Here is a 26989-nt window from a genome sequence, read left to right as displayed (position 1 = left end):
TTCCTATGGAAACTTAATCTTGATACACGATCATCAAAGAAAAACGTGTATATCCATGTACATATAGTTGAAAAAAGGAAATTTCAGTTGCTATCTCACCAAGCGATAGCTCATATTCCCCCTCTCTTTATCCCCAGAGCCGAACCCTTGGCCCTGAAGCATTTCACCGCATAGCGCTGCTGCAAATTTCGACACGCATACCACGTGACCGGAGGATGACAATCTGTTGACTGACGATTCACTGGCCCAGAAATGAGTAACCCGCCGGTTTGAGGATACGCTTTCGCGCATAGCCTTGGCGGGTCTTGTATAAATTAGCTATAAACACGCGCTGTCTGCTTTTACATTTCAGCTTCCACTAACACCAACTCACACTCCTCCAACGCTTCAATATGCAGTGCCTTTTCTTGATGAATAGCCACCCCATCCCCCTGCTCTACCGTTAAACCATTGACCACATAACGTCCTTTAGCCGCCACCAAATACCCATAGTGATTCGGGTTGAGAAACTCATAGGTGGTGTGTTGTCCGGCACTTAAAGTAGCGCCTAAGACGCGGGCTTGAGTGCGTATGGTTAGTGCGTCTTTATCTTGAGCAAAGCCACTGGCTAGGGCTACAAACTGGCCTGAGCGGTCGTCTTTAGGAAAAGGTTTGGTACCCCATGCGGGTGGGTTGCCTTTTTCGTCTGGAAATATCCATATCTGAAAGAGTCGCGTCACGGTGTCTTCGAGGTTGTACTCGGAGTGCACAATACCGCTGCCGGCGCTCATAACTTGTACGTCGCCAGCCTCGGTACGCCCTTTGTTACCCAGACTGTCTGTATGAGTAATGGCTCCTTCGCGTACATAGGTGATGATTTCCATGTCGGCGTGCGCGTGGGGTGGAAAACCAGACTGAGGTTGGATGGTGTCGTCGTTCCAAACGCGCAGTGCGCCCCAGTGATCGCGCTGTGGGTCGCGGTATTGTGCAAAAGAAAAGTGGTGTTTGGCATCTAGCCAGCCGTGGTTTGCGCCCCCTAAGGAGCTAAATGGTCGAAGCTCTATCATCGTATTCCCCCGATATGTATTTGTTTTAGTGTAGGGAATAATTGCTGTGACGCAAAGGCGTAAAGGTGGAACTGTGTATTGCTAACAAAGACACAATCCCCTATAGAGCCTACAATCGATCTCCACAACGAAGGCGATGATATTCCTGAGCAAGCAATTCAGCGCAGCATAAGGCAGTGCAACGAGCACTGCCTAGTAAACTCATGAATACCGCAGTTTCCAGAAAAAGGAGCCCTTAAATCTAGGGTGCTTTTTGTAAAGCCGTAGCAAGAGCCTTAGCAAGCTCATCGGTAGCGAATTTCACCACATAGCCATCTGCCCCAGCGCGGCGCACGAGCTCTGCGTTGGTGGAGCCAGATAAGGAGGAATGGATGACCACGGGCAGTTGGTTGAAACGGGGGTCGTTTTTGATGTTGCGTGTTAGGGTAAAGCCGTCCATTTCGGGCATTTCCAAGTCTGACAGCATTAAGCACACTTTGTCGTAAATGGTTTTGCCTTCGGTTTTGGCTTGTTGGTCTAGTGCTATGAGACGGTTCCAGGCTTCTTGGCCGGATTTCATCATCTCGAATGGCAAGCCCAAGGTGGTGAGGGTTTGTGCCATAAGTGCACGTGCTACGCCCGAGTCATCGGCCGCCAACACAATGGTGCCCGGTTTGATGCTAACCTGAGTTTGGTTTTGTACCACTTTGAGCTGATCTTTGTGTTTGGCTTTGACGGGGGAAATTTTTTGTAGGATTTCCTCTACGTCTAGGACTTGGACCAGTTTAGAGCCCATACGCTCGTCGTTAAGGTGGGCAATGCTGGTGACTAGGCTTTCACCGACTTCGCTGGCTTCGGCAGAGATGACTTGGCTCCATTCCAAGCGCACTATGTCTTCGACCGAATCCACAATAAAGGCTTGAACGCTGCGGGCGTATTCGGTAACGATCATGAGCGTGGGCTCTTTGGCGGGCTTGCAGCCCACAATAGCGGGCAGGTCAAACACGGGGATGACTTGATCACGCAAGCGCACTACCCCTTTAGAGTAAGCAGGTGCCCCCGCAATGGCAGTGATCTCGGGGATAATGACTATTTCACGGACTTTAAATACATTGATGCCGAAAAGTTCGGCCTGCTCGGTCTGGTTGTTGGAACCCAGATGAAACAACAACAGCTCAAACATGTTTGAACCAGTTAAATTCGTGCGCTCGTCAATTTCTTTTTGTGGAGTTGCCATAATCAGCTTTAGCCCTTAGCTCTAGATATTTGATTTAAGATTGTAACAACTATTTAACGCTTTAGTCTGATATTAATCAGCAAATGATCACATGTATCAGCTTTGATACGTTTTTAACACAACTGAACCGCTCCCTAGAAGCAAGGCTGATTTTAGCGGGTAAACAGTGGGCAGAGTTGTTTAGCTCTTAGCACAGTAGCCTCTGGATCAGAATCTAAAGCATTCAGAGCATCTGCCGTAAATAATACATGCTATCCATTCATCACAACCCCTATGCTTTGTTGGCACAGCAGCACTTTGCGCAATCGCAAAGCGCACTGGGTCTGGCTATAGAGCGTTTGTCTTCGGGCAAACGCATCAACAGCGCCAAGGACGACCCGGCAGGCTTTGCCATAGCCAATCGCATGGGTGCTACCATTCGTGGTTTGAATCAGGCGTCTCGTAACGCTAACGATGGCATTTCAGTGGCACAAACGGCTGAAGGCGCGCTAAATGAAATCAACCACAATGTACAGCGTATCCGCGAGCTAACCGTACAGGCGTTAAGTGAATCCTATACAGAAACCGATCGTCTTTATATTCAGAACGAAATCCAACAGCGCCTTGAGGAAATTCAACGCATTGCCGATCAAACCGAGTTCAATGGGATAAATCTACTGGGCGCTGGTGCCCAAGACATGCTTATTCAAGTCGGTGCTAACGATGGTCAAACCATCGCTATTGAGCTGCGTGCTATGGATTTGCAGGCGCTGGGGCTGGAGGGTTTTACTCTAAGCCCACCTAACGGACAGCCTCCTACCGCTAGTCCTTTAGCCGTTTTGAGTGAAGCCTTGAATCGCATTGATGGTTTACGCAGTCATTTAGGGGCAATTCAAAACCGCTTTGAATCTGTGATCCGGGTAAATCAAACCACCTCGTTAAATTTGGCCGCAGCGCGTTCCCGTATTGAGGATACCGACTACGCCTTAGAGGTCTCCAACATGGTGCGCGCCCAGATTCAACAACAAATTACAGCGTCTATTATGGCGCAAGCCAACCAAATGCCGCAGCTAATTTTACAACTGCTGCGTGAAAGCGGTTTATAGGATTAAAGCAAATGGTGATCAGGTATGTCGTTGGGGCGCTGCTGCCAGCTAGAAGCCTTTAGGTGACTACGAATACGGGCAATAGCCTGAGAGCGAAGCTGCGATACCCGCCCTTCGGTGATATCCATAACCGCTGCAATTTCTTTTTGGTTTAGATCCTCTTGGAACTGCAAGGCAAAGAGCAGTTTTTCCCGCTCAGGTAGCAAATCCAGCGCCTCGATAATTACGTGGCGCAATTCTTTGGACATCAACAGCTGTAATGGATTGTCGTGGGTTTCGGTTTCTGCCTGTAAAAAATCTAAGGCGTCGCCATCGCGGTCTTCGCCACGATGCACTAGGTCTTCGTACGACAAAATTTGTACCCCGGCTGCGTCTTCAAGCAGCACGTAATACTCGTCTAAAGACAGTTCTAGCTCGTTAGCAATGTCTTGATCAGTGGGTTCGGCTAATAGGCGTTGCCGCAACTGGGCCACCGCGGTTTCAATTTGGCGGGATTTTGAGCGTACGCTACGCGGCAGCCAGTCTTGGCTGCGTAGCTCGTCTAGCATCGAGCCACGAATACGTGTGATGGCATAGGTTTCAAACTGCGCATCGGCCATTTGTTGGTAGCGCCGCACGGCATCTAATAGCCCCATCATGCCAGCCTGCATTAAATCGTCTAGCTCTACGCTAGCGGGCAGCCGTGCCAGCATTTGCAAAGCCTGGCGGCGCACCATTGGCGCATAATGAGCAATTAAATTTTCTTCAGACTTGAACATAGAAAAACGCAAAATAAGATCCCTTACACTATTATGCCTGAAACCCGTGGGCTTAATAATGCAAAACAGCGCCTAGTTTCACGCTTAGCTTAGGTCTTGCCTCACTATGCTAAATTCTTTTTAGACGCTGCCGTTAACTGAGTAAATAGTGTATTGGGCACGATGGCCCAGCTCTCATTTGACCAGGAGCCTACCATGGTAAACCCCATAGCATCTCAGCTTGCCGCCACTGTTTCTGTGGCTGCTCAGCTTGATAGTCAACAGGAAACACAAGCCATTAACGTGGATGCACACGTCAACGCTAGCAATCAGGTCGAAACTCAAGCCCAAGGGCAAAAACACCCCAAACCGCCACAAACTTGGCCTTTGCGCAAACCCATGGGCGATATTATTGATCCCCCTCAAAGCTCGTTAGACAAAGCCCTAGAGCAGCTGAACAACAGCTTAAAACCATGGACGACGGGGGTGCGTTTCGACATAGACCCCGATACCCAACGTTTGGTGGTGTCATTGGTTGACAACGAGTCTGGCGAGGTCATTCGGGCTGTGCCCTCCGAGGCGGTATTACACATTTCCAAAATGATCGCCCAATTTCAAGGTAATGGCATTAACACCAAAGCCTAACGTATTATCTTAGTATGCAAGCGAATAAACGCAAACAACCGTCAGTTCTCTGCATACTCATTGCCTTTAATCCAGCCGTAATTAAGGCATACTATGAAGGACAGGAGCATTAAATCATGGCTATTTCTTCCATAGGGGTAGGTTCAGGCTTACCTCTAGACCAACTTCTCAGTGATATTCGCAAAAGCGAGAATCAACCTTTGGTGTTAATCCAGCAGCGTCAGGTCATTTCCGAGGCGCGCCTATCGGGTTATGGCATTATCAAGGGGTCACTGACCGACCTCCAAAAAGCCTCTCAGGCGTTAACCAAAACAGAAAAATACGGTGCCCTAAAAGGCACTTCCTCCAACGAGGCAATTGGGGTCAAGGTTGAAAAAAATGCGGTAGCAGGCTCGTATACGCTGACGGATATTAAACTAGCCACGCAACAGTCTCTTGCTCTAGCCGGCCAAGCCAGTCGCACTGACAAAATTGGCACAGGTGGGCAGCTCAGTATTGAACTCAACAACGGCGAAGACCCTGTCACCATTGATTTGGGCGATGACACCTCGCTCGAGGGTCTGATGAAAACCATCAATGCTAATCCCGATCTAGGGGTACAAGCCACGCTGGTCAATGACGGCTCCGATTCTCCTTATCGCCTAATGTTAACGGCCAAAGACACTGGCACCGAGGCCAGCATTAAGGAAATCAAGGTCACCGGCAACGACGACCTCAATGGTATTTTGGCGTATGACGCCGCAGACTCTACAAGCAACTACCAGGAAACCACTGCCGCCACCAATGCCCAAGCCACCATTAACGGCATTCAGATCACCAGCCAAAGCAATACCCTTAAAGACGTAGTCGAGGGCGTCACGCTAGACCTGAAGACCTTGCCAGCAGATGGTGAAGCAGTCAAAATTGACATCACGCGCGATGACTCCGTGGCAATTGATGCCGTCAAGGACTTCGTAAAAGCCTACAACAGCCTACTAGACACCATCAAAGCACAAACCTCGTTTGATGTGGAAAACGAAAGCAGCAGTGCGTTAACGGGTGACTCTTTAGTACGTCGTGTAGAAAACCAAGTACGCAGCGCATTAAACAGCGCGTCCGGTGTGGGCGATATTCACAGCCTAGCCGACCTAGGTATCACCAGCGATTACAAAACAGGCAAATTAGAAATTGACGAGGAAAAGCTTACCGAAGCAGTGCGCGATCACCTAGGCGATGTAACCGAGTTTTTAAGCGGTGCCAATGGCGTAGGCCAAAATGTGGACAAGGTCGCCAACGAATACATCAAGTCCAATGGTTTTATCCAAAACGCCACCGACGGGCTAAACCGAACAATTAAAGACCTAGAAAAACAATACGAGGCCACGTCCGAACGTATTGATGCCAAAATGGAAAACTATCGTCGCCAATTTAGTCAACTCGATGTAATGATGAACCAAATGAGTGGCATCAGCAACTACCTGACCCAGCAGCTTTCTATGTTAGGCAACATGAACAGTAGTGATAACAAGTAATGACTTATTCTGCTTTACGCCGCGGCCCAGGTGGCCGCCCTACCGCTCAGTCGTATTCCAATATCGGCTTAGAAACTCAAGTCCTCAGTGCTAGCCCCGAGGAACTGATCACGCTATTGCTAGATGGCGCTCGGGTTGCCGTGATCAAGGCCAAAATTCATCTCGAAAACAACCAAATCGCCGAACGCGGTCAGGCTATTTCCAAAGCCATCGATATTGTTGATACCGGTCTCAAGTCGGCGCTCGACAAAGAAAAAGGCGGCGAGGTCGCAGAGCATCTGTTACATGCTTACGACCTTATCCTCTATCACCTAATGCAAGCGAATCTCCACAGCGACAAAGCGCGCTTGGACATCGCTGAGTCCATGCTGACCTCGCTATTGGAAACATGGCGAGAGGCCACTAAGAAATAGTGGATTTTATTTGTAAAGGTATACCTATATGCCCAGCTCACCCTCTGTCACCCTGCAACAATACCAAGTCATTGCCGATCTCAGCCATCGTATGCTTGACGAGGCACGTCGACAGCAATGGGGGCAAGTCATTGCTCTTAGCCAAGAATACATACAAGCAGTAGAGCATCTAAAGGCCTTAACTGAACTCAACCAAGCAGAGCGCCATGCTCGACGAGATTTGCTAACTAAAATCCTCGAGGACGATGCCGAAATTCGGCTTTTGGCGGAACCTGAGCTACGTCGTTTAGGACACATTTTGGGCGACATGAAACGCCAGCAGTCGGTGGTGAATGCTTACTGTTCGCCCACCTATAGCGCATGAGCATCGGTCCATCGACGCTGGGCAATTTATTAGTGCAGCGCTTGGATTCGGCGCTGGGTATTAGCCAAACCACCCAGCACCGAACCGGTGCTCACCCAGATGCGCTACGCCATACGCAGTCCATTCAGCGCCTCATCCACAGTGATACCTCTACCGCACGCTCTACGCGCGAAACAGTAGACAAAGCCAATCAGCAAAACACATCGCGCCTCCACGGGCGCAGCGATGCGCGGCTGGAAAACCAACTTCAAAAATACACGGATCATCGCTTTACACCATCCGCACCTACCACTTTAGGTAAAACGGCGCGCACCATTTTGGCGCTATTAACCCAATACGCCTATCAACCCGTGCAAGGACAACGCCCTTTGCTCTCAGCACAGTTTCTGCATCCTTCGGCTTCGAGCACCCAAACCACTGCGCATGCTGGTACTGCTGCAACCACCGGCAGCGGGCTGGCTACCACTAGCCCCTTAGCCCCCCATACCCCGCAGACTGGCTCGAACCCATTAGCTCAGCTTCTTAGTTCGTTGGCAAGCACACCCAGTGCAGCGCAACAAGTTAGCCACACCATGGCACACGCCTTACAACAAACGGTGTCTGAAAGTGGCTTGTTTTACGAGTCAAAACTGGCCCAGCTCGTAAAAGGTTTAATCACTCCCGAAAGCTTGCAAAACCAGCCACAAGCACAGACCAAAACGCTGAGCGCTGCGAGTCAATCCCAAACCATGTCAGCAGCAGCCAAAGACGCACCGGCAACCAGCCTGCAACAATCCGGCATTGACCCATCCACGCAACAATTAGTGCGCCAGCAACTCGAGGTGCTCGCCAATCAAACTTTTAACTGGCGTGGCGAAGCCTGGCCTGGGGTACCCATGGATTTAGAAATCCAGCGTCGTCGTGAGGACGAGGACGAGCAGGCTACTAATACGTTGCACGACGAGGACGACACCCCGTGGCAAAGCCGTTTGAAATTAGAGCTGCCCACCTTGGGCACTGTTCAAGCACGGCTGCATATTCACAACCAAACGGTGCGCATTCAAATTGAAGCCCCCAATGCCAGTGAAACGCTAAAACAGCACTTGGCCCCTTTGGTAGATAGGCTCGAAGCCCAGGGCATTGCTATTCAACAACTTCACGTGTTGCGTGAAGACCCGTTATACGCGACCCCAGACGATTATTCACACGCGTATGACTAAACCTACCCCTCCTAACCATGCCGTCGCGTTGCGTTACGACCCGTCGCTCGATCAAGCCCCGCGCGTGGTCGCCAAAGGTTATGGTCACGTGGCCGATGCCATTATTGCTACCGCCCAAGAGCATGATTTGTATGTGCATGAATCGCGTGAACTGGTGGGCTTGCTGATGCAATTAGATTTAGATCAACATATTCCCCCAGAATTGTATCTAGTGATTGCAGAATTGTTGGCTTGGCTTTATGCTTTGGACTCGAATGACCCCGAGTTTGAACATTTACTTGGCCCTGCATCTCTTTCCACCACACCTAATCCAACTGTTAAAAAATGATAAGGCGTAAAAAGCCTTGGTTTTTGACGTTTAATAAACGGCTTAGGTAGACACATCTGACTGTACATTATGTCGTAGAGCAAACCTATGCTTAAACTAGGTTACTGATTTTCTACGAATTAGCGATATGACCCCATCTTCTCTTTCTGCCATCGACGCTGTGTTATCTCAAATGCGCAGTGTGGCCGACGTGGCCGCCAATCAGACTCGGTCTGTTAACGCTGGACCTGTAGGCTCAAACCAAAGCTTTGCAGTGGAACTGCAACGCAGTCTAAATAAATTAGCCGCCACCCAAAATCATGCCAACATGCAGGCTGAAGCCTTTGTGTCAGGCACAACCGGTGTCTCGTTAAACGACGTCATGATCGATACGCAAAAAGCCAGCTTGGCTTTTCAAACCACATTACAAATGCGCAATCGTCTGGTCGAGGCCTATAAAACCGTCTCGAGCATGCCAGTTTAATAAAAATTGCGCTGCCTCTTTTTTGCCTAATTGTGTATCTGATTATTTCTTACGTTTCACTACATTCCATGCCACCATGGTATCAAAACATGACTTTGCGAGACCCTAAATGAGCCAGGCCTCCTCAACCATTAACCGAGTCCCCGGCTTAGATTTTTTACGCAATCTCCCCCGCACCGCACAAATTGCCGGTGCGGCGGGCGTGGTTGCTTTAGTGCTTGTGGCTGCTCTTTGGTCTCGCTCGCCAGACTATAGTGTGCTGTTTTCCAATTTGGATGACAGAGACGGGGGTGCCATCGTTACAGCACTTGGTCAAATGAATGTGCCCTATCAGTTTTCTGATAATGGCAGTGCGATTCTTATCCCCAAAGACCGTGTACACGAAGTCCGTATGCAGCTAGCTGGTCAGGGCCTACCCCGAGGGGGCAATGTGGGCTTTGAGCTACTGGATCAAGCACGTTTTGGGGCCAGCCAGTTCACCGAACAGGTCACCTATCAACGTGCGCTCGAGGGCGAGCTCGCCAGCTCAATTGGGGCCGTGCATGCCGTCCAAGACGCTCGGGTGCATCTAGCTATACCCCGAGAAACTTTGTTTGTACGTGATCGCCAAGCCCCCACCGCATCGGTGTTATTAACCCTGTATGCTGGGCGCACCCTATCTGAAAGCCAGGTCTCTGCTATTCAGTGGTTGGTTTCGTCCAGTGTGCCGTCATTATCTGCTGACAACGTATCGGTGGTGGATCAAGACGGTCGTTTACTCACAGCACCAAGCGGACAAGCAGGGTCAAACAGTGCGCAGCGTGATTTCACCACCGATATTGAACACCGCGCGGTACAGCGTATTATGACCTTGCTCAACCCTCTATTGGGTACAGGCAATGTGCGCGCCCAAGTCAGCGCTGACATCGATTTTTCTGCTCGCGAACAAACGTCCGAAGTTTATAGACCTAACCAAAAACCGGGTGAAGCCGCAGTACGCAGCGAGCAAAGTAGCGTGGCGCTCAACAACACCAACACGAACCCCCAAGGGGTACCCGGTGCATTAACAAACCAACCGCCACTTGATCCGGTAGCCCCGATTGTGGATGAAAATGCCACCGCACCTGATGCCGCAGACGAAACAGAAGAGCCCGTTGCTTCTACTGAATTGGATACGCGTCTGTCCCAACTAGAGGCACAGGCCAAGCTTATCTCCCCATCGGGCAACGCGCGTACAGATGTCACCACCAACTACGAAGTGGATCGCACCATCAGCCATGTAAAAGGGGCGGTAGGCGAACTAAAACGCTTATCCATCGCCGTGGTGATTAATCATCGTTATGTAGATAAGGAATACCAAGCTCTGTCCGACGAGGAGCTAGAAAGCATCCGCTCGTTAGTGATGCAAGCCGTTGGCTATTCCGCCGAGCGCGGTGACAGTATTAGCGTCGTAAACAGTCGCTTTAGCGAGCCAGAAGATCACAGTGTGCCTTTCTGGAAAAACAACACCTACATCGAGGCTGCTATGACCTTGTTTAAATACCTTGTCATCGCCATCTTGTTCTTTGCCTTCTGGCGTATTGTGATTAACCCCATTATTCAGGGGCTAATTCAAGCGCGTCTTCAAGCGCAAACCATGCGCCTAGAGGCCGAAGAAAACGTTGAGCGTCAAAAAGCAGCCAAAGAGCGTGCAGCAGAAATCAACCGCTACGAAGACAATATTGGTACCGCTCGACTTATGGCAGAAAAAGACCCTCGTGCTGTTGCCATGGTATTACGCGCTTGGATGAATAAAGAAGATAAAGATGACAACTAATGAGGATAAACTGCGCGACAGTGCCATTTTAATGATGGCTCTCGGAGAAGATGCGGCCGCTGAAGTCTTTAAGTACTTGAACCCCAAAGAGGTACAAGAGCTAGGTTCAGCCATGGCCAGCTTGACTCAACTAACGCGCAACGACATGGATCAGGTCCTTGAGGACTTTCGCCAAGAGGCTGACCAATTTATGTCAGTGACCTTGGACTCTAACGAGTACATCCGTTCTGTATTAAACAAAGCGCTAGGCACAGACCGTGCCGCGGGCATTATCGAAGATATCTTGGATGCCGAGCGCGGCACAGGTTCCGGCATTGACGCGTTGAACTGGCTCGACGCCACCAGTGTGGCCGAGCTGATTGCAGATGAGCACCCACAAATTATTGCAACCATTTTGGTGCACCTAGAACGTGACCGTGCTGCCGACGTGCTAATTGAGCTAAATGAACGCTTACGCGATGATGTGGTGTTGCGTATTGCTACCTTTGGTGGGGTTCAGCCCAATGCGCTCCAAGAGCTCACTGAGGAATTGAACTCATTGCTTGCAGGCCAAAGCGCCAAACGCAGCAAAATGGGCGGGCCACGTACAGCGGCCGAAATCATCAACTACATGTCTACGGCGCACGAAGAGGCCATTATCACCAGCCTTAAAACCATGGATGCCGACCTTACCGATCGCATCGTGGAAGAAATGTTTGTGTTTGATAACCTCTTAGATGTGGAAGATATAGCAATTCAGCTTATTCTCAAAGAGGTGGAAACCACCGCGCTTACCATTGCCCTTAAAGGTACTACCGACGAGCTACGCGAGAAATTCTTCCGCAATATGTCGAACCGTGCCGCTAATATGTTGCGCGAAGACATTGCTGCTCAAGGCCCGGTACGCATGTCCAAAGTGGAAGAGGAACAAAAAGCCATTGTGGAAGTGGCGCGTCGCTTAGCCGAAGAAGGTCAAATCAATCTAAACGGCCCAGCGGGCGACGAGTATGTCTAAATACGACTCCCCCTCTCCGTATGCAGATCTGGATTGGCGTCCTTGGGAAATTGACTCCTTGGATGCCGAGCGCCAGCCTGCCCAAACCCAAGCCGAGCCCGAGCCAACCCTCGACATGGAGGCCATTTTGGCCGAGGTGGCCGAACTGAAAGAGCTCGCACGCCAACAAGGGCATGCTGAGGGCTATGCCGCGGGTTTCGATAAAGGCTTACAAGAAGGCAAAGCCCAAGGCCATACAGAGGGTTTTGAAGCAGGACATGCCGCTGCTGTGCAACAAGGCCACAACGAGGGCTATCAGGCCGGTAGTCAACAATCAGCAGCTGAGTGCACTCAACTGGCGCTGTTGGTAGGCCAATCCAGCACAGCACTGGCTGAGCTGCACGAAGAAGTAGGTCAAGCTCTATTACAGTTAGCAGTAGACATAGCGCAACAAGTGCTTCAAGACGAGCTGCGCCAGCACCCCGAACACGTAGCAACCCTAGTGGCCCGCTTGCTTAAAGACGAGGAGCACACTGAACAAAGCCTGACAGTGTTGGTACACCCCAGTGATCATGCCCTAATTCTTACGCATCTGGCCGAAGATTTGGCCCACCATCCGCACTGGCGCATCAAAGCCGATGCGTCCATTAGCGCCGGTGGTCTGATTATTAAAACGGCTTTGGGTGAGGTCAACGCCACCTTGCAAAACCGTTGGCGGCGCGTTGTCGCCCGCCTAGGCCCTATAGATACTCCATCTACGGCATCATGAGTACTACCCCTCGCCCTGCTGCCCAGTGGCGCGCTCAGCTCGCTAGCGCTCAATTACGCGCCCAAAGTAGCGAACCCATTGCGCGCAGCGGACGCATTACTAAAGCCACAGGCCTCGTGCTTGAGGCCACGGGGTTGCAACTACCTTTAGGCGCAGCGTGTCGTATACAGGTGTCGCAACAATTAGATCATTGGGCTCATGCCGAAGTAGTAGGCTTTGAGGCAGAAACACTGTATTTGATGCCGCATCAGGAAATTATGGGCTTACGGCCTGGCGCTCTGGTTCTACCTATTGAACCCATTACTGAAAGCCCGCTGCGCTTAAACCCAGACGCCGCTATTGAGCCTCCGCCCCCACCCGCTTTAGCACAACAACTACCAGTAGGCGCGCATTTGTTAGGACGCGTGGTGGATGCCGCCGGTCAAGCCCTTGATGGCTTAGGCTCATTAGATCACAGTGACAAAGCCAGCCTAAATGCCACCTTTATTAACCCATTAGCCCGTACCCCCATTACCCAAACCATGGACGTGGGTGTGCGCGCCATTAATGGCTTGCTTTCTATTGGGCGCGGCCAACGTATGGGTTTGTTTGCAGGCTCTGGGGTTGGAAAAAGCGTACTGCTGGGCATGATGGCACGCTACACCGAAGCCGATGTGATTGTAGTAGGGCTAATTGGGGAACGTGGCCGTGAGGTCAAAGAATTCATTGAGCACAACTTAGGGGCGCAAGGTTTAGCACGTTCCGTGGTGGTTGCCGCGCCAGCAGACGTATCGCCTTTGCTACGTTTGCAAGGTGCCGTTTATGCGACTCGTATCGCCGAGTATTTCCGCGATCAGGGCCAGCATGTATTGCTGATCATGGACTCTTTAACCCGTTATGCCATGGCACAACGTGAAATTGCCCTAGCCGTAGGCGAGCCCCCAGCTACCAAAGGTTACCCTCCTTCCGTTTTTAATAAACTTCCGGCTTTGGTCGAACGGGCTGGTAATGGCGCACAGTCAGATAATGGGGCAGCGGCAGGTTCTATTACCGCTTTTTATACCGTTTTGACTGAAGGCGATGACCAACAAGACCCTATTGCAGACTCCGCACGCGCCATTTTAGATGGTCATGTGGTGCTATCACGACGCTTAGCCGACAGCGGTCACTACCCCGCCATTGATGTAGAGGCGTCGATTTCACGCGTAATGTCTGCCGTAGTCAGCCCCGAGCACATCAAACTGGTGCACCAATTCAAACAGATCCTATCCATCTATCAGCGCAACCGCGATTTGATTGCAGTGGGTGCATATCAACGTGGCAATGATCCCACCATTGATAACGCTATCGAGCGCTATCCTTGGCTAGAAAACTTTTTACGCCAAGACGTCGATCATCCAGTGAGCTTTGAGAAAGCCTTAGATGAGCTACAAGCCATTTTAGGAGTGAATAGCAATGCCTAATACATCCATGCATACGCTGATCCATCTGGCTGAAAACGAAGTGGAACAGCAAACCGACTACCTGCAACGGCTAAACAGCGAACGCAACCAAGCCTCTGAGCAACTAAGCACTTTGCAACAATACCGCTTGGATTACTCCGATCGACTGCTTCAAGCCAGTCAATCGGGCGTCACGATGTCGAACTACCATAATTTTTACCGCTTTATTGGCACTTTAGATCAGGCCATTACACAGCAAAATAGTCTACTGGAACACCTCGAATTGAAAATTACGCAGCAGCAGCAACAATGGATGGCTGCCAAGCAGCGCTTAAACGCCTACCAAACGCTACAAAACCGTCGCGATCAAGCTCAGGCGGAACATCAAGCGCGGCTAGAACAACGAGAAAACGATGAGCTCTCTGCTGCTATGCTCTATAGGCTCAGGCAATTTAATTAAATGGGTTAAAAAAGAATGAACTCAATGCTGTTATCAGGATTGGACGGCTCCAGCAAAGGCGGGGCTAGTGTTTTGTCAGGTGCAAAAACTGCCCAATCTCCCTCTTCTTTTGCCCGTGTGTTAGGTCAACAGGCCGATCAAATTGATGCCGACCTCGAACATTGGTTGGCGGCGGCTGGTCTAGATGCTCAAGCCCTAATCGAAACTCTACAGGCTGCCGGACTGAATCCAAAAGCTCTGCTCAATGAATGGCACGCCATGTCTTCTACAGGTAAAGACCTAAACGCCTTTCTTAAAGAAAAAGGCTTCGATACGGCAACCTTAGGCAAACTAAACGGCTTGGCCTCGTCCTTGACTGCTGCGCAATCAACTCACACCAAGCCCTCGGCTACTGCTGAAGAACAACAAGATGCACTTACTTTTATTCAAAACACCTTGTTTATTGCGCAGGAATCCTTTCAGTTGCGTACGGCAAACGGTGCTCCTGATGCGTTGGCTTCCAAAAATTTGACCAAATCCAGCACAAACGCCAGTTTAATTGCGTCTCATGGCGATGCCAAAAATGGCCTAACGGCTCTAATGGATCAAGCAAAACAACCGCTTAACTCCAACACGTTTTCTGCCCGTTTGCCTATAGGTACAGATTTAACCACCTCGGTGGGTGCGCAGGATCTTGCTCGTCCACCTAGCTTACAAACGGGGGCTGAGTTTCACTTGCAACTTGCTAGCGCCACTGGCAGCAGCTCTGCAACACACGCATTAAATGCCACACCTACCTATAGTGCACAGGTAGCTACGCCATTAACGCATACTCAATGGAGCCAAGACTTAGGTCGCGTCATGGTCACCCTTACTCAGCATGCTCAGCAGGCAGGCCCACAAAATGCCGAAATTCGCTTAGACCCGCCGGAACTCGGCCCATTGCGCATTGTGTTGTCCATTACCGATAACATAGCGAATGCCACTATTTATGCCGCGCACGCTCAGACCCGCTTAACCGTAGAACAAGCCCTGCCTCAACTCCAACAGCAGTTAGCTAATTCTGGTCTTAGCCTTGGCGAAGCCAATGTCAGTGACCACGGCTTTGGCAGTCAAGCGCAGCACGAGCCTTCCTCAGAAAACAAGGCATCAAGCCATCCATTTAGTCTATCTGCTCACACAACAACGACGGATACTGGCTTGGCTTCTGAAGCACACAACTCAACGCAGCGTGCTGCCTCGGATGCTATAATCGATACATTTGCCTAACATTTAGTTACTTAATACAAGCAGTTAACACTCATGGCCACAAGCTCCTCTAACGCCCGTAAACGTCAAGCTCTTGAACAGCCAGCAGCCGCAGACAACTCTGCTCGCCCTAAACGTAAACCTTCAAAATTCAAACGCCTTTTGCGGATTGTGCTATTGGTACTCATTATTATTGCAGCAAGTGTGGGCGCAACGCTTTATTACACTTGGCCTGCCGGTGCCTCACTGTTTAGCTTTATTCCCCAAAGCAAAGCCATTGATACCGAGCCGTCCGACACTGTCGCCCCCGAGCCCCAAAAGGAATCAGCCCCTGCACTCCCTCCTGAAAAACCTATTTTTGTACGGCTTGACCCTTTTACAGTTACCATTTCCGAAGGCGGTAGTCGTTCCCGAATTTTGCATGTTGCCATCACCTTACGCGTAGCAGATGAAAAATCCAGCGCCTTAATTGGTGAATACATGCCTATGGTGCGAGATCAGGTTTTACAGATTCTTTCGGCTCAACACCCGCAATACATTCAAACACCCGAGGGGCGCGAGCAGTTAGTTGCCTCGTTAAAACATGCCATGAGCCAGCCTTATGATGCAAAATCGTCGGGCCCTGATATTACTCATGTTCTATTCACCGCCTTTGTGATTCAATAATGTCGTATCAAAGCTTTCTATCTCAAGACGAAGTCGATGCGCTCCTAGCGGGGGTTACAGGCGAAGAGTCCCAACAAAACACCCAAACCTCGGACTTGCCAGGTGGGGTGCGAGCCTATGATTTGGCCTCGCCCGATCGTGTAATTCGGCACCGGATGCAAACCCTTGAGCTCATTAACGAACGTTTTGCACGGCGTTTACGCAGTACTTTGCTCAGCTTTATGCGACGCAATGCGGACATTACGGTGGGTTCAATTCGTGTGCAAAAATACAGCGATTTTGAGCGAAATCTGCCTGTTCCTAGCAATTTGAACATGGTCACGTTTAAACCTTTGCGTGGCATTGGGTTGTTTACTTTTGACCCCAATTTGGTGTTTTTAATTATTGACAGCCTATTTGGAGGCCATGGTCGTTACAACACTCGCATCGAAGGGCGTGACTTCACCACTACCGAATTGCGTATTATTTTGCGCTTGTTGGACCTAACCCTAGACAGTTACTGCAGCGCATGGGAACCCGTCTATAAAATCGAATCGGAATACATTCGCTCGGAAATGCACACTAAGTTTGCTAACATTTGCTCGGGCAATGACTTGGTGGTGGTGACCTCGTTCAATATTGAATTCGGTGCCCAAGGCGGCAATTTAAATATTTGTCTCCCTTATTCCATGATTGAGCCGGTACGTGACTTGCTTACACGCCCATTACAAGACACAAGCGGCGACGCCATTGATCAACGTTGGACTCAACAGCTCACACGCCAAGTGCGCAGTGCCGAAGTCGAACTCAGTGTGGATTTTGCTAAGATCAATATGTCAGTACGTGACTTGCTCAAATTAAAAGTCAACGACGTATTGCCCATCGCCATACCAGAGCACGTAACAGCGAATGTCGATGGCGTTCCCCTATTGAAAGGCACCTACGGCAGCCTAAACAATAAATATGCGGTACGTATTCAACAATTCTTGACCCAACCAGAACCTGATTTTCTTAAGACTAAACGCCATGACAGATCCAAATAACGCGAACGACAACCAAGAAAGCGCTAACTTCGAAGCCGATTGGGCCGCCGCCATGGCGGAGCAACAAGCAGGTGAACAATCCGCAGCTGACTCAGGCACTCAGGCCGATGGCCTAGGCAGCGTCAGCGATGATGACTGGGCTAGCGCTCTAGCAGAGCAAACCACAGCAAGTGAAGCCAGTGCAAACGAGACCAGCGAGTCTCACACAGCGGAAACTGCTGCGCCGCACGTGTTTCAGCCGCTCAACAAACCAACTAGCGATGCTGGTCGCAGCGATATCGATATGATTATGGATATCCCCGTTCAGCTTTCTGTTGAGCTAGGCCGTACTCGCCTTACCCTAAAAAATATTTTGCAATTGGGCCAAGGTTCGGTGGTAGAGCTTGATGGCTTGGCCGGTGAGCCCTTAGATGTATTCGTTAATGGCTACCTTATTGCCCAAGGCGAAGTCGTGGTAGTAGAGGACAAATACGGCATTCGTATTACCGATATTGTCACCCCTTCTGACCGCATTCATCGTCTAAACAATCGTCGTTAATGACTCAGGCCGATCTTCTACGACTATCGCTTAGTTTAGTGGTAGTCGTACTTTTGATATTGCTGGTGGCGTGGCTCGCACGCCGCAGTGGTTTCATGCGCTCTAACTCACAGGTCATTAAATTCATTGCCTCGCACCCACTCGGTAATAAAACCAGTGTGGTCGTAGTCGAAGTCGAGCAAAAAAAACTGGTGCTAGGTGTGAGCCCTCACCAAGTCAACCTGTTACATATACTGCCGGCTCAGGACGAATTCCAAACCACTTTGGATCAGGCCGTAACGGCTCAACAACAGCAGTCCTCAAGTGAAAACAACGCGTCTTAATCTTTTTTATTGTTTGACCGCACTCGTGTTGCTCTTGGCTCCCTTTGCAACCGAAGCCCAACAGTTCATTCAACTGCCCTCCATCCAGAGCAACACCAACTCGGACGGTAGCCAAACCTGGTCTCTAAATATAGAGACTTTGGTCATGCTTACCATGATGTCCTTTTTGCCTTCCATGCTGATGATGATGACCGGCTTCACCCGTATCATTATTGTGCTGGGCTTGTTGCGCAATGCCATGGGCACGAACAACTCCCCTCCTAACCCGGTGCTTATTGGTATTGCATTGTTTTTGACTTTTTTTGCTATGTCACCGGTGTTTGATCAGGTGTACGAGCTCGCCTATCAACCTTTAGTGCAAAACGAGATTTCTTTTCAGGATGCATTAGCCGTGGGGGCAGAGCCATTTAAAACCTTTATGCTACATCAAACCCGTGAAACCGATTTGCAGCTATTTGCAGAAATGGCCAATATAGGCGAAATACAAAGCCCCAATGAGCTACCTCTGCGCGTACTAATGCCTGCTTTTATTACCAGCGAGCTAAAAACAGCGTTTCAAATTGGCTTCACCATTTTTATTCCGTTTTTAATTATTGATTTGGTTGTCGCCAGCACATTGATGGCTTTAGGGATGATGATGGTGCCTCCCATCACGATTTCTTTGCCTTTTAAGCTCATGCTGTTTGTGTTGGCCGATGGCTGGCATCTGCTGTTGGGCTCGTTAGCACGCAGCTTTTACCAATAGGTATACCCAATGACTCCAGAAACCGTCATGAGCATGACGCATCTTGCGTTAAAAATGGCACTAACCCTAGCCGGTCCTTTTTTATTAACGGCATTGATCCTAGGTTTGCTGGTCAGTATTTTCCAAGCGGCCACCCAAATCAATGAAATGACCTTAACCTTTATTCCTAAAATTGCCGGCATTGTGATCGTGGTAATTTTAATTGGGCCGTGGATGATCACCACCATGGTGGATTACATGCAAAGCCTGTTCAATCAAATCCCCAGTCTAGCAATGTAAGCCTCTAGGCGATGGTTGATTTCACCTTAGACCAACTCTATCTTTGGATTAACGCTTTTCTGTGGCCGCTTTTTAGAGTGCTGGGCCTATTCATGACGGCTCCTCTTTTTAGTGAATCCAGCATTAGTTTGCATGTCAAAATTGGGGCCGCCATTTTAATTACCTTGGTTATCGCCCCGGGTTTGCCCATGCCTGATTTACCTACCGGATCATGGCCAGCACTGTGGCTTGCGGCGCAGCAGGTTTTAATTGGCTTTGCGCTAGGTTTTATTATGCGTATTGCTTTTGCCGTAGTGATCTTGGCCGGTGAATTCATTGGCTTTCAAATGGGCCTGTCATTTGCTTCCTTTTTTGATCCCGGCACGGGTGCTCAAACCGCGGTCGTGTCCCGCATTTTGAATATTGTAGCCATGCTGTGTTTTTTAACGGTGGATGGGCATCTAGTCATGTTGCATGCGTTTATACGCACCTTTGAGGTATTGCCTATTGCTACAGGTAGTTTAGATATTAATGGTTGGGGTGTTATTTTAGAGTGGAGTGGCGAGCTATTTTTATCGGGAATGTTGTTGGCTTTGCCGTTAATTATTATTTTGCTCACCATGAACTTAGCCTTTGGGATTCTAAACCGTACCGCCCAACAAATTACGATTTTTGCAGTGGGCTTTCCTATTACCTTGATGACAGGTTTGGTGGTATTGACTCTGGTCATCCCCCAAACAGCACCTTTTTTAATGCAGCTATTTGAGTCTGGCTATGAAACCATGATGCGGTTCATGCAGGCATTGAGTACAAATTAATTACACGGGCTGATCAAAATTACCACCTACGTAGAAGTCTACAGCTACCAATAAAAGCACAAAAAAAGCACTAGCATTGAATTGCCCCACTACGCTGGATAGCTATCCAACACGGTTCTGGGACCGTTCCTATTTATGCTAGTGCCTTTTTTATTTAACAAAATGCGCGAAAAACCTTGGCGTTTAGAACCAGGAAACCGTCAACTTAGTCGGTTTGATAGGCTAACTGCGAGCCCACCGGTGTAGTAGCTGTGCTGTGGTTCACAAAGTGGGAGTGCTCTTCGGTTTCGGTCACAGTGAACTGCGCCACTGCCGCCGTGAGATGCTGAGCCTGATCCTGCAACGAGCCTGCCAAGTCAGTAAGCTGTGCCACCAACACAGAGTTTTGCTGCACTACACTGTCCATTTGAGTAACAGCAATATTGACTTGGTTAACGCCATCGCTTTGCTCATCTGAGGCCTGACTGATGTCAGTCATAAGGGTGGAGGCCGAGTTAATCGCTTGAACAACTTGAGTAATAACCTGACCAGCATTGGCGGCTTGATCGGAGCCCGCTTTGATTTGCTGTGTTGAACCATCGATTAAGTCTTTGACCTCGCGCGCGGCCTGAGCACTACGTTGCGCTAAGGCACGAACCTCGGAAGCCACCACCGCAAAACCGCGCCCCTGTTCCCCAGCGCGAGCGGCTTCGACTGCAGCGTTTAAAGCCAAGATATTCGTTTGAAACGCAATGCTATCAATAACGTTAACAAAATCTGTAATTTGGTCTGAGCTTTTATGGATGTCTTCCATGGTATCCACCACGGTACGCACCGCTACGCCCCCTTTCTCTGCCACATCGGCTGCTTTTTTTGTAACACGATCGGCTTCATTGGCATTGTCTGTATTGTGCCGCACGGTCATGGCAATTTCGCTCATGGTACTAGCAGTTTGCTGTAGGGCACTGGCTGATTGCTCCATACGCGAATTGAGCTCTGTGTTGCCGCTAAAGAGTTCAAGCGCACTATTGTGGATTTGCATGGCGCTTTGGCGCACCTGTAACACCATGGCCTGCAAGCTGTTTTGCATACGCTGCGACGAAGCATACAGAAAGCCAATCTCGTTATCGCCATCAAAGCGAGCCTGACGGCTGAGATCACCATTTGCAATATGGTCAAATAACACCCCTAAATCGCGTACAGGTCGAATAATGCTGTGTTGAATCACATAACGAATAAGCAGTGTAAACAACAACCCCAATACAACACTGCTGATAATAATGAGAATGGCTAACTGTGTTCGGTCTTCGGCCTGTTGGATAAAAGTATTGGTTTGCTCTTGGATATAAGAACTAAGAGCGCGCAGTGTGGTTTGGAATTCCTCGGCGCGCACATAACCAATATTTTCATTAATTTCATAAAAGTGGGTGTAATTGCGTTCCTCGAGGGCGTCAATTAAGCTAAACAACACCTCGTCCATATAGCGCACATAATGGCTATTTACCTTTTCCAGTAACGCGGCCTCTTCATCTGTGGCAGCACGTATACTGCTAAAACGTTTGTATTCAAAATCGGCTAAGTCAATGCTGTATTTGACCTTTTCTAGTTCCTGATCGGCATAACCAAGCAGGTCGGAGTCGCCCCTGTAACCCGCCTCGCGCATTTGATGTGCCACCAGCATTAAGGTGGCACGAGCCTCGGCGGTAACCGCATTGAGCTCCATGATTTGTACCTGGCGCTGATTCTGTACGCGAAGCTCTTGTACCATTGCACCATTTTGATTAAGAAAATGATAAGCCGTACCACCCAGCACCACAACAACGAGTAGGGACAAGCCCATAACGGTCATTAACAAGGTACTAATTCGAAGTCGATTTAACATGGCAATGACTTTTTTAAACATAGGTCCCCCACTGATTTTTACACTTATTTAAGATTATTACCGAATTTAACACAAACACCATAATGTGTTGATACTGTTACTGAGACTTAATTTCAGTAATTATCCTGATGGTTTTATTTCTTATTTCTAATTGCACACAACACATAAAAAAAACGTCTTTTTTAAAAGACGCTTTATAAGAATAATGATTAATGTTGTGAGCCCGAATAGACGGCCTGTCGTTCTGAATCATAAACAGGCGGTTGTTTTTTTATAGCCAGCAACCGTTGATTGGCATCAAACTCCAATAACAGCTCGCGGTCAATGTAAATAGCATCTGTTAGCATTGATCGCGTAAAGCGCCAAAGAGCCAAATAAGTGCCATTCGATTGATGATAATAATTCACTGGCTCTGCTTGCAATAGCGCTATGGCTTGCTGCTGCGTTGTTTGCCCTACTTGCAATTGATGAATCCCACTTAAATGAAAGTAGTTGCCTGTAGTAGTACAAGCACTAAGCAGGCTGATCAACCCTATAAGCAAACAACGCATAAAAAATGGCATGATGGTTTAGAACTCCACCCAATCGTCTTCCTCGGACTGAGGTTTCTTTGTGCCGCTTAGATCGGGGCGTAAGAGTTTTGCGTCTTTACCTGTGCCCGAACTGGCGTTCATACCTGGAATTTCAGCCGGATTTTGATTCTTTTTCACAGAGGTCGTTAATGCACTTGCCGCACCATTCAACACTTTAGGCGATGTAGGACGTTGATCTGCTAAGGATTTAGCAGGACTTTGAAGTTGCGTTTTTTTCTGAATGTGAGCACGCTGGTTTTTTACTTGTGCATCAATATCAATTACATAGGATTCAGGTAATTGATACGCATTTAATGCATCGTATAGGGCTTGAGACTGCTTACTCATTTCTACTGCTGAGCGTGCGGTTTCCTCAACGCGCTCGGCATTGTAAGTGGTGCTACTGTCCATGGAACTGATGGCTAAATTGACCTGATCAATGCCACTGGATTGCTCAATGGTAGCCGCGCTAATTTCACCCATGATGTCTGTAACGCGTTTCACCGAATCCACAATTTCTTGCATGGTGGCTCCGGCACGCTCAACCTGACCTGAACCTTCGTTCACTTTGGACACCGAGTCATCGATTAAGCCGGTAATTTCACGTGCTGCTTGCGCACTGCGTTGAGCTAAAGCGCGAACCTCTGAGGCCACCACCGCAAAGCCTCGACCTTGCTCACCTGCACGCGCCGCTTCAACCGCTGCGTTCAAAGCCAGAATATTTGTCTGGAAAGCAATACTATCAATAACGCCCACAATGTCGGCAATTTTGCTAGAACTCGCGGAAATGCCTTGCATGGTGCTCACCACTTCGCCCACCGCCTGACCACCACGCTGCGCCACATTAGAGGCGGTAACAGCTAATTGATTGGCCTGATGTGCATTGTCCGCGTTTTGTCGCACTGTGCTGGATAACTGCTCCATACTGGTAGCCGTTTGTTGTAAAGCAGCGGCCTGCTCTTCGATACGTTCCGTTAGGCTTGAGTTGCCCTCTGCAATGCCTTCGTTACCTGCGTGTAGTTGGGCTGCACTCAAACGGATATGACCAAAGGTTTTAATCAAACTCTCTTGCATGCGCTGCAAGCTACCAAACACCTGACCGACTTCGTTGTTGCTTTTACGTGCAATGCGTTGTGTTAAGTCGCCATTAGCAATGGCTTCAAAATGGGCCGCTAGAAAATTTAACGGCTTCAGTACACGGCCGTTAATTAACAAAAACGCTGCTACGCTGAATACCACCACCACAACGAGTGCTATGCCAGCGACTGCCAATGTGGTGGTGTAGCTGGCCTGCACTGCCCCTAGCACCCCTTTAGATACGGCTGCAGTTTGGAGCTGACTTAATACCGCTTGCATTTGTGTGATAGCCACGGCAACGATTAGCGTAGTCGTTGCTACGATTAGCACCATTAATAGAGCAAAGAGGTTTCTTAGCTTGAGGTTATTCAACATGAATCATCACCAATAGAGAATAAAGAAGTTTACCCGCGCGCATTCAATGCAAATAGGTTAGTACTTTGTATTTTTTTAAACGCAATAGCGGCGGCCTCTAAGGCAGAGGTGCGCATTTCCAGTTGGGTTGAGGCCGAGTAATAGTCCAAGTCCTCGATACGAGAAATCTCTGAAGACAAATGCAGCGCTTGCATAGAGCCTACATGCGACAACGCTTCCACTTCATTCATACGTGCACCAACGGATGCCCGTATGGTTAAAATATTGTCGTAGGCTAAATCGGTGTGTTGCATAGCGCGATTCAAAACATTTTGCATAGTGGCTTTATTCGCTGGGTTGCCATCAACATCTAAGCGCAATGCATTGACCACATCATTTAAGGTGTTGAGCAGGTTTAACTCGTCGTTGCCGTACTGACTTTGAGAATTCGTTAACGAGAAGCTATCGCCTGCTTTAGGTGTGCCATTCAGCGCCACCGTTAAGCCATTGCCCAAGTCCAACGTGGTTGCATCCGCCTCGTACTCGACGGTTTTTACTACTTCCTCTAACTCGCCAGCCTCGTTCAGAACCTGAGTGGTAATAATAAGATTAGGGCTATCGGGCGTAGTACCTGCTGTAACAGCAATGTCGATGCTTTGTACTTGAGTTGCTTTGCTGGAATCCGCTATGGACACACCACCTATTTCACCGGTGCCGCTGTTAGCCGAGTGGCCCGATGTTAAAAACACAAGGCTGCCTGGTGTGGCACGTAGAAATACATCCACCCCATGATCACTGCTGGATAACTGGCGGGTTTGATCCACCTGAACATTACGATCGGAGCGGTCGCCCACATAGGTGTAGCTACCGTCTGCATTTTTACTAAACGGCTGTACAGTGCCCTGGGAACCACTGAAAATGTATTGACCGCTAGCATCCTGAGCATTCGTAAGATTAGCAATAGAGTCACGCATTTCCTCGAACACAGTAGCTAATGCTTCGCGATCGGAGTTAGACAAGGTGCCATTGGCTGCCTCAAGCAAACGCGTTTTAGCACCATTTACCTGTGGGATCAATGACATCAGTACGTTTTCCTCCTCGCCCAAGTTGCGCACAGCAACTTGGCGGTTTTCAGCAAAGCGACTGTTCATGGAACTGGCTTGCGCCAATGTTAAGCTTTGCGCCGCCGCGAGTGGGTCATCGGCCGGTGTAATCATGCGTTTTCCACTACTGACTTGTTGGAAAACGTGCATTAATTCGCTTTGCTGACGATTTAAAGAATTGAGACCGGTTTGAAAATAAGAGGCTGTACTAATACGCATTCTGGTGTTCCTTTACTCAATCACTCTAGGCACGCAAGCTTAAAAGCGTATCAAATAAATTGGTGCCAACATCAATCAAACGTGAGGCCGCCCGATACTGATCCGCATACTGGTTAAGCTTTAAGTATTCTTCATCGAGATTCACGCCGGATAGGGCTTGTTGTGCTGAATAGTTTTGTTCGATTAAGTTTTTTTGTGCTTTGGCTGCTGTGGTGTTTTGTTGACCATTCACTGCCACTCGGTTTACTAGCTGAGAAAAAGCATCGTTAAAGCTTAAACTGCCCTTGCCCATGGTTTTACTGTTTTGCAATTCGGCTAATTTAAGCGCTATGCTGCCGTCTGCTGAACCCAATGGATTGCCGTCGGCATCTTGGCCGGCTGCAGCAATATCACCCGGCTGCTGGATCTCGACCGCAAAACTATCGGCTGAATTTCGAGTTGGGTTTAAGCGCCATAAGTCGCCATCGCTAGCCCCTGCCATGGCGCTTTGATCAATTTTCAAGCCATCGATAATGACCTCACCCTCGTCATTGGCAGCGGGTAGAGCACTAAACTGACCATTTGGCAACGTGCGGTATTTCAGCTCGGAGCCATCCATCAAAAACTCATAGTCTTGGCCGGTTAATGCGTTTGCTGAGTCTAGCTCTACGCGTAAACTGGCCGTGCTTTTGTTTTTATCTGAAGCCATTGGTTGACCAATTTGTACGGAAAAATAATCGCCGCCTTTGGCCCCTGTTAGGTCATAGCCTGTGTTGTGAATTGCATTAAACTCAGTGGAAATTGCCACAGCAAGACGCCCTAACGCATTTTGGGCTGGGTCTAAGGTGTCTATACGGTATTGCAACAACCCGGCTAACTGCCCACCAGAAAAACTGGCATCATCAATTTCAGCTAGGTCTGGCTGACCATTGGTATAACCATAGGTATAGGCCACCACATGACGGGTAGGATCAGCTTGTGATGGTACCGCCACCAACGGAAACTGAGTAGGCCCACCTAATAAGACTTGGCCTGAGCCTAAGGCCAGATTGAAGTTACCGTCCTGCTCGTAGACTTTTACATCAACCAGTTGATTTAGTTCGGCTACTAATTGATCACGCTGGTCTAATAAATCGTTTGGCGCATGTGCACCACCTACTGAAGCACGGGCTTTAGTAATTTGCTCGTTCATGTCATGAATACGGCTGACATAGCTATTGATCTGAGAAACTACCGTACTGAGCTGGGTATTAATGTCATGACGCTGGTTATCAATAAAGCGGTTGGCTTCTTTAAATTGAGTCACCAAGCTATCAGAACGCCCTAGCATTTCTTGACGAGCGGCCGGATCTGCAGGCGCAGACGCTACCGCCTGAACGCTTTCAAAGAATTTTTGAATGGCAGGGCTTACGCCGGCAGTACGATCAGAGAATAAATTATTTAGCTGGGCAATCTCGTTGCCATAGGCTACCAATGCTGCCCCTTGGCTTTGGGATTTCACCAGCTGATTGTGCAAAAAGCTGTCGTACGCACGTTGCACGGTGACCGCCTGCACACCACGGCCTATATAGCCGGCCCCAGTAGCTTGTGCACCGGTTGTTTGCTGTAGCACCGACTGACGGTTGTATCCCTCTACAGCGGCATTATTAATATTATGCCCAGTCGTCATGAGATTAACTTGGGCGGCATTTAGCGCTGAAAGACCTAGGCCATATAAATTCATAAAAGTATCCGTTTTATTTGTGTAGCAACCTACTGCCACACTCACTCAATAGCTTATTCACTTTATTAACGACCCGTTG

At 49.1% G+C, this 26989-nt stretch carries 29 protein-coding genes; 21 read left to right on the top strand and 8 right to left on the bottom strand.

Annotated elements, in window-relative coordinates; translation table 11 throughout:
- Nucleotides 1-341: 341 nt before the first annotated feature.
- Nucleotides 342-1046 carry a pirin family protein gene (locus ACBP46_RS04580; RefSeq protein WP_371015566.1) on the bottom strand — a complete coding sequence of 235 codons (705 nt, stop codon included), beginning with the start codon at nucleotides 1044-1046 and terminating at the stop codon, nucleotides 342-344.
- A gap of 241 nt (nucleotides 1047-1287) precedes the next feature.
- On the bottom strand, nucleotides 1288-2262 hold the full coding sequence (locus ACBP46_RS04575) for a chemotaxis protein (RefSeq protein WP_371015565.1): 975 nt from the start codon (nucleotides 2260-2262) through the stop codon (nucleotides 1288-1290).
- A gap of 248 nt (nucleotides 2263-2510) precedes the next feature.
- Between ACBP46_RS04575 and ACBP46_RS04570 the strand changes: the two genes are divergently transcribed.
- The gene (locus tag ACBP46_RS04570; protein ID WP_371015564.1) at nucleotides 2511-3347 is read left to right on the top strand and encodes a flagellin N-terminal helical domain-containing protein; all 837 of its coding nucleotides are present in this window, start codon (nucleotides 2511-2513) and stop codon (nucleotides 3345-3347) included.
- A 2-nt stretch (nucleotides 3348-3349) separates the two neighbouring features.
- Here ACBP46_RS04570 and ACBP46_RS04565 read toward each other — a convergent pair whose 3' ends face one another.
- Complete coding sequence (locus tag ACBP46_RS04565; protein ID WP_371015563.1) at nucleotides 3350-4105, bottom strand: RNA polymerase sigma factor FliA; 756 nt, start codon at nucleotides 4103-4105, stop codon at nucleotides 3350-3352.
- Nucleotides 4106-4300: 195 nt separating this feature from the next.
- On the opposite strand from ACBP46_RS04565, the gene ACBP46_RS04560 reads away from it, so the two are divergent.
- The 20 genes from ACBP46_RS04560 (at nucleotide 4301) to fliR (ending at nucleotide 20022) form a co-directional block, all read left to right on the top strand.
- The gene (locus ACBP46_RS04560) at nucleotides 4301-4729 is read left to right on the top strand and encodes a flagellar protein FlaG (RefSeq protein WP_371015562.1); all 429 of its coding nucleotides are present in this window, start codon (nucleotides 4301-4303) and stop codon (nucleotides 4727-4729) included.
- A 116-nt stretch (nucleotides 4730-4845) separates the two neighbouring features.
- Nucleotides 4846-6240 carry a flagellar filament capping protein FliD gene (gene fliD / locus ACBP46_RS04555; protein ID WP_371015561.1) on the top strand — a complete coding sequence of 465 codons (1395 nt, stop codon included), beginning with the start codon at nucleotides 4846-4848 and terminating at the stop codon, nucleotides 6238-6240.
- Complete coding sequence (gene fliS, locus ACBP46_RS04550; RefSeq protein WP_371015560.1) at nucleotides 6240-6653, top strand: flagellar export chaperone FliS; 414 nt, start codon at nucleotides 6240-6242, stop codon at nucleotides 6651-6653. Before fliD ends, fliS begins: the two co-directional genes overlap by 1 nt.
- Before the next feature lie 28 nt (nucleotides 6654-6681).
- Nucleotides 6682-7017, top strand: a complete 336-nt coding sequence (locus tag ACBP46_RS04545) for a flagellar protein FliT (RefSeq protein WP_371015559.1) — start codon at nucleotides 6682-6684, stop codon at nucleotides 7015-7017.
- Nucleotides 7014-8216 (top strand): flagellar hook-length control protein FliK, encoded by a 1203-nt coding sequence (gene fliK / locus ACBP46_RS04540; protein ID WP_371015558.1) that lies wholly within the window; start codon nucleotides 7014-7016, stop codon nucleotides 8214-8216. The genes ACBP46_RS04545 and fliK overlap by 4 nt, the downstream gene beginning before the upstream one ends.
- Nucleotides 8209-8544 carry an EscU/YscU/HrcU family type III secretion system export apparatus switch protein gene (locus ACBP46_RS04535; RefSeq protein ID WP_371015557.1) on the top strand — a complete coding sequence of 112 codons (336 nt, stop codon included), beginning with the start codon at nucleotides 8209-8211 and terminating at the stop codon, nucleotides 8542-8544. Before fliK ends, ACBP46_RS04535 begins: the two co-directional genes overlap by 8 nt.
- A gap of 127 nt (nucleotides 8545-8671) precedes the next feature.
- On the top strand, nucleotides 8672-9007 hold the full coding sequence (fliE, locus tag ACBP46_RS04530; RefSeq protein ID WP_371015556.1) for a flagellar hook-basal body complex protein FliE: 336 nt from the start codon (nucleotides 8672-8674) through the stop codon (nucleotides 9005-9007).
- Between the two features lie 109 nt (nucleotides 9008-9116).
- A complete protein-coding gene (gene fliF / locus ACBP46_RS04525) occupies nucleotides 9117-10802 on the top strand; it encodes a flagellar basal-body MS-ring/collar protein FliF (protein ID WP_371015555.1) in 1686 nt (561 codons plus the stop codon).
- Nucleotides 10792-11796, top strand: coding sequence for a flagellar motor switch protein FliG (gene fliG, locus ACBP46_RS04520; RefSeq protein ID WP_371015554.1), 1005 nt, complete (start codon nucleotides 10792-10794; stop codon nucleotides 11794-11796). Before fliF ends, fliG begins: the two co-directional genes overlap by 11 nt.
- Nucleotides 11789-12544 (top strand): flagellar assembly protein FliH, encoded by a 756-nt coding sequence (locus tag ACBP46_RS04515; protein ID WP_371015553.1) that lies wholly within the window; start codon nucleotides 11789-11791, stop codon nucleotides 12542-12544. Before fliG ends, ACBP46_RS04515 begins: the two co-directional genes overlap by 8 nt.
- Nucleotides 12541-13986, top strand: coding sequence for a flagellar protein export ATPase FliI (gene fliI / locus ACBP46_RS04510; RefSeq protein WP_371015552.1), 1446 nt, complete (start codon nucleotides 12541-12543; stop codon nucleotides 13984-13986). Before ACBP46_RS04515 ends, fliI begins: the two co-directional genes overlap by 4 nt.
- Nucleotides 13979-14425, top strand: a complete 447-nt coding sequence (gene fliJ, locus ACBP46_RS04505) for a flagellar export protein FliJ (RefSeq protein ID WP_371015551.1) — start codon at nucleotides 13979-13981, stop codon at nucleotides 14423-14425. Before fliI ends, fliJ begins: the two co-directional genes overlap by 8 nt.
- Nucleotides 14426-14440: 15 nt before the next feature.
- A complete protein-coding gene (locus tag ACBP46_RS04500) occupies nucleotides 14441-15673 on the top strand; it encodes a flagellar hook-length control protein FliK (RefSeq protein ID WP_371015550.1) in 1233 nt (410 codons plus the stop codon).
- Between the two features lie 33 nt (nucleotides 15674-15706).
- The gene (locus ACBP46_RS04495) at nucleotides 15707-16318 is read left to right on the top strand and encodes a flagellar basal body-associated FliL family protein (protein ID WP_371015549.1); all 612 of its coding nucleotides are present in this window, start codon (nucleotides 15707-15709) and stop codon (nucleotides 16316-16318) included.
- Nucleotides 16318-17340: a flagellar motor switch protein FliM gene (gene fliM / locus ACBP46_RS04490; RefSeq protein ID WP_371015548.1), complete on the top strand. Its 1023-nt coding sequence runs from the start codon at nucleotides 16318-16320 to the stop codon at nucleotides 17338-17340. The genes ACBP46_RS04495 and fliM overlap by 1 nt, the downstream gene beginning before the upstream one ends.
- Nucleotides 17324-17878, top strand: a complete 555-nt coding sequence (fliN, locus tag ACBP46_RS04485; RefSeq protein ID WP_371015547.1) for a flagellar motor switch protein FliN — start codon at nucleotides 17324-17326, stop codon at nucleotides 17876-17878. The genes fliM and fliN overlap by 17 nt, the downstream gene beginning before the upstream one ends.
- Nucleotides 17878-18201 carry a flagellar biosynthetic protein FliO gene (fliO, locus tag ACBP46_RS04480; protein ID WP_371015546.1) on the top strand — a complete coding sequence of 108 codons (324 nt, stop codon included), beginning with the start codon at nucleotides 17878-17880 and terminating at the stop codon, nucleotides 18199-18201. Before fliN ends, fliO begins: the two co-directional genes overlap by 1 nt.
- On the top strand, nucleotides 18182-18946 hold the full coding sequence (fliP, locus tag ACBP46_RS04475; protein WP_371015545.1) for a flagellar type III secretion system pore protein FliP: 765 nt from the start codon (nucleotides 18182-18184) through the stop codon (nucleotides 18944-18946). Before fliO ends, fliP begins: the two co-directional genes overlap by 20 nt.
- 9 nt (nucleotides 18947-18955) lie before the next feature.
- Nucleotides 18956-19225 (top strand): flagellar biosynthesis protein FliQ, encoded by a 270-nt coding sequence (fliQ, locus tag ACBP46_RS04470; RefSeq protein ID WP_371015544.1) that lies wholly within the window; start codon nucleotides 18956-18958, stop codon nucleotides 19223-19225.
- 11 nt (nucleotides 19226-19236) lie between these two features.
- Nucleotides 19237-20022, top strand: coding sequence for a flagellar biosynthetic protein FliR (gene fliR / locus ACBP46_RS04465; protein WP_371015543.1), 786 nt, complete (start codon nucleotides 19237-19239; stop codon nucleotides 20020-20022).
- A 205-nt stretch (nucleotides 20023-20227) separates the two neighbouring features.
- Here fliR and ACBP46_RS04460 read toward each other — a convergent pair whose 3' ends face one another.
- From ACBP46_RS04460 to flgK, 5 genes are all read right to left on the bottom strand, one after another.
- Nucleotides 20228-21904, bottom strand: a complete 1677-nt coding sequence (locus ACBP46_RS04460; RefSeq protein ID WP_371015542.1) for a methyl-accepting chemotaxis protein — start codon at nucleotides 21902-21904, stop codon at nucleotides 20228-20230.
- Between the two features lie 188 nt (nucleotides 21905-22092).
- The gene (locus tag ACBP46_RS04455) at nucleotides 22093-22446 is read right to left on the bottom strand and encodes a hypothetical protein (RefSeq protein ID WP_371015541.1); all 354 of its coding nucleotides are present in this window, start codon (nucleotides 22444-22446) and stop codon (nucleotides 22093-22095) included.
- Between the two features lie 6 nt (nucleotides 22447-22452).
- Complete coding sequence (locus ACBP46_RS04450) at nucleotides 22453-23907, bottom strand: methyl-accepting chemotaxis protein (protein WP_371015540.1); 1455 nt, start codon at nucleotides 23905-23907, stop codon at nucleotides 22453-22455.
- A gap of 29 nt (nucleotides 23908-23936) precedes the next feature.
- Nucleotides 23937-25208: a flagellar hook-associated protein FlgL gene (gene flgL, locus ACBP46_RS04445; protein ID WP_371015539.1), complete on the bottom strand. Its 1272-nt coding sequence runs from the start codon at nucleotides 25206-25208 to the stop codon at nucleotides 23937-23939.
- A gap of 25 nt (nucleotides 25209-25233) precedes the next feature.
- Nucleotides 25234-26910 carry a flagellar hook-associated protein FlgK gene (flgK, locus tag ACBP46_RS04440; RefSeq protein ID WP_371015538.1) on the bottom strand — a complete coding sequence of 559 codons (1677 nt, stop codon included), beginning with the start codon at nucleotides 26908-26910 and terminating at the stop codon, nucleotides 25234-25236.
- Between the last annotated feature and the right edge of the window lie 79 nt (nucleotides 26911-26989).

The sequence above is a fragment of the Paenalcaligenes hominis genome (assembly GCF_041359055.1).
In the GTDB taxonomy this organism is placed as follows: Bacteria; Pseudomonadota; Gammaproteobacteria; order Burkholderiales; family Burkholderiaceae_B; genus Paenalcaligenes; species Paenalcaligenes hominis_A.
The sequence above is the reverse complement of the archived record's forward strand: the minus strand, read 5'-3'. Positions and strand labels throughout refer to the sequence as shown.

Coding starts and splice junctions, on each gene's coding strand:
- fliG (WP_371015554.1), top strand. CDS start 10,792: ATGACAACTAATGAGGATAAACTGCGCGACAGTGCCATTTTAATGATG.
- fliE (WP_371015556.1), top strand. CDS start 8,672: ATGACCCCATCTTCTCTTTCTGCCATCGACGCTGTGTTATCTCAAATG.
- ACBP46_RS04575 (WP_371015565.1), bottom strand. CDS start 2,262: ATGGCAACTCCACAAAAAGAAATTGACGAGCGCACGAATTTAACTGGT.
- fliI (WP_371015552.1), top strand. CDS start 12,541: ATGAGTACTACCCCTCGCCCTGCTGCCCAGTGGCGCGCTCAGCTCGCT.
- ACBP46_RS04455 (WP_371015541.1), bottom strand. CDS start 22,446: ATGCCATTTTTTATGCGTTGTTTGCTTATAGGGTTGATCAGCCTGCTT.
- ACBP46_RS04500 (WP_371015550.1), top strand. CDS start 14,441: ATGAACTCAATGCTGTTATCAGGATTGGACGGCTCCAGCAAAGGCGGG.
- ACBP46_RS04460 (WP_371015542.1), bottom strand. CDS start 21,904: ATGTTTAAAAAAGTCATTGCCATGTTAAATCGACTTCGAATTAGTACC.
- fliQ (WP_371015544.1), top strand. CDS start 18,956: ATGACTCCAGAAACCGTCATGAGCATGACGCATCTTGCGTTAAAAATG.
- ACBP46_RS04570 (WP_371015564.1), top strand. CDS start 2,511: ATGCTATCCATTCATCACAACCCCTATGCTTTGTTGGCACAGCAGCAC.
- flgK (WP_371015538.1), bottom strand. CDS start 26,910: ATGAATTTATATGGCCTAGGTCTTTCAGCGCTAAATGCCGCCCAAGTT.
- fliD (WP_371015561.1), top strand. CDS start 4,846: ATGGCTATTTCTTCCATAGGGGTAGGTTCAGGCTTACCTCTAGACCAA.
- fliS (WP_371015560.1), top strand. CDS start 6,240: ATGACTTATTCTGCTTTACGCCGCGGCCCAGGTGGCCGCCCTACCGCT.
- ACBP46_RS04580 (WP_371015566.1), bottom strand. CDS start 1,046: ATGATAGAGCTTCGACCATTTAGCTCCTTAGGGGGCGCAAACCACGGC.
- fliR (WP_371015543.1), top strand. CDS start 19,237: ATGGTTGATTTCACCTTAGACCAACTCTATCTTTGGATTAACGCTTTT.
- fliO (WP_371015546.1), top strand. CDS start 17,878: ATGACTCAGGCCGATCTTCTACGACTATCGCTTAGTTTAGTGGTAGTC.
- ACBP46_RS04535 (WP_371015557.1), top strand. CDS start 8,209: ATGACTAAACCTACCCCTCCTAACCATGCCGTCGCGTTGCGTTACGAC.
- flgL (WP_371015539.1), bottom strand. CDS start 25,208: ATGCGTATTAGTACAGCCTCTTATTTTCAAACCGGTCTCAATTCTTTA.
- ACBP46_RS04495 (WP_371015549.1), top strand. CDS start 15,707: ATGGCCACAAGCTCCTCTAACGCCCGTAAACGTCAAGCTCTTGAACAG.
- fliK (WP_371015558.1), top strand. CDS start 7,014: ATGAGCATCGGTCCATCGACGCTGGGCAATTTATTAGTGCAGCGCTTG.
- ACBP46_RS04450 (WP_371015540.1), bottom strand. CDS start 23,907: ATGTTGAATAACCTCAAGCTAAGAAACCTCTTTGCTCTATTAATGGTG.
- fliN (WP_371015547.1), top strand. CDS start 17,324: ATGACAGATCCAAATAACGCGAACGACAACCAAGAAAGCGCTAACTTC.
- fliF (WP_371015555.1), top strand. CDS start 9,117: ATGAGCCAGGCCTCCTCAACCATTAACCGAGTCCCCGGCTTAGATTTT.
- ACBP46_RS04545 (WP_371015559.1), top strand. CDS start 6,682: ATGCCCAGCTCACCCTCTGTCACCCTGCAACAATACCAAGTCATTGCC.
- ACBP46_RS04515 (WP_371015553.1), top strand. CDS start 11,789: ATGTCTAAATACGACTCCCCCTCTCCGTATGCAGATCTGGATTGGCGT.
- fliJ (WP_371015551.1), top strand. CDS start 13,979: ATGCCTAATACATCCATGCATACGCTGATCCATCTGGCTGAAAACGAA.
- fliM (WP_371015548.1), top strand. CDS start 16,318: ATGTCGTATCAAAGCTTTCTATCTCAAGACGAAGTCGATGCGCTCCTA.
- ACBP46_RS04560 (WP_371015562.1), top strand. CDS start 4,301: ATGGTAAACCCCATAGCATCTCAGCTTGCCGCCACTGTTTCTGTGGCT.
- ACBP46_RS04565 (WP_371015563.1), bottom strand. CDS start 4,105: ATGTTCAAGTCTGAAGAAAATTTAATTGCTCATTATGCGCCAATGGTG.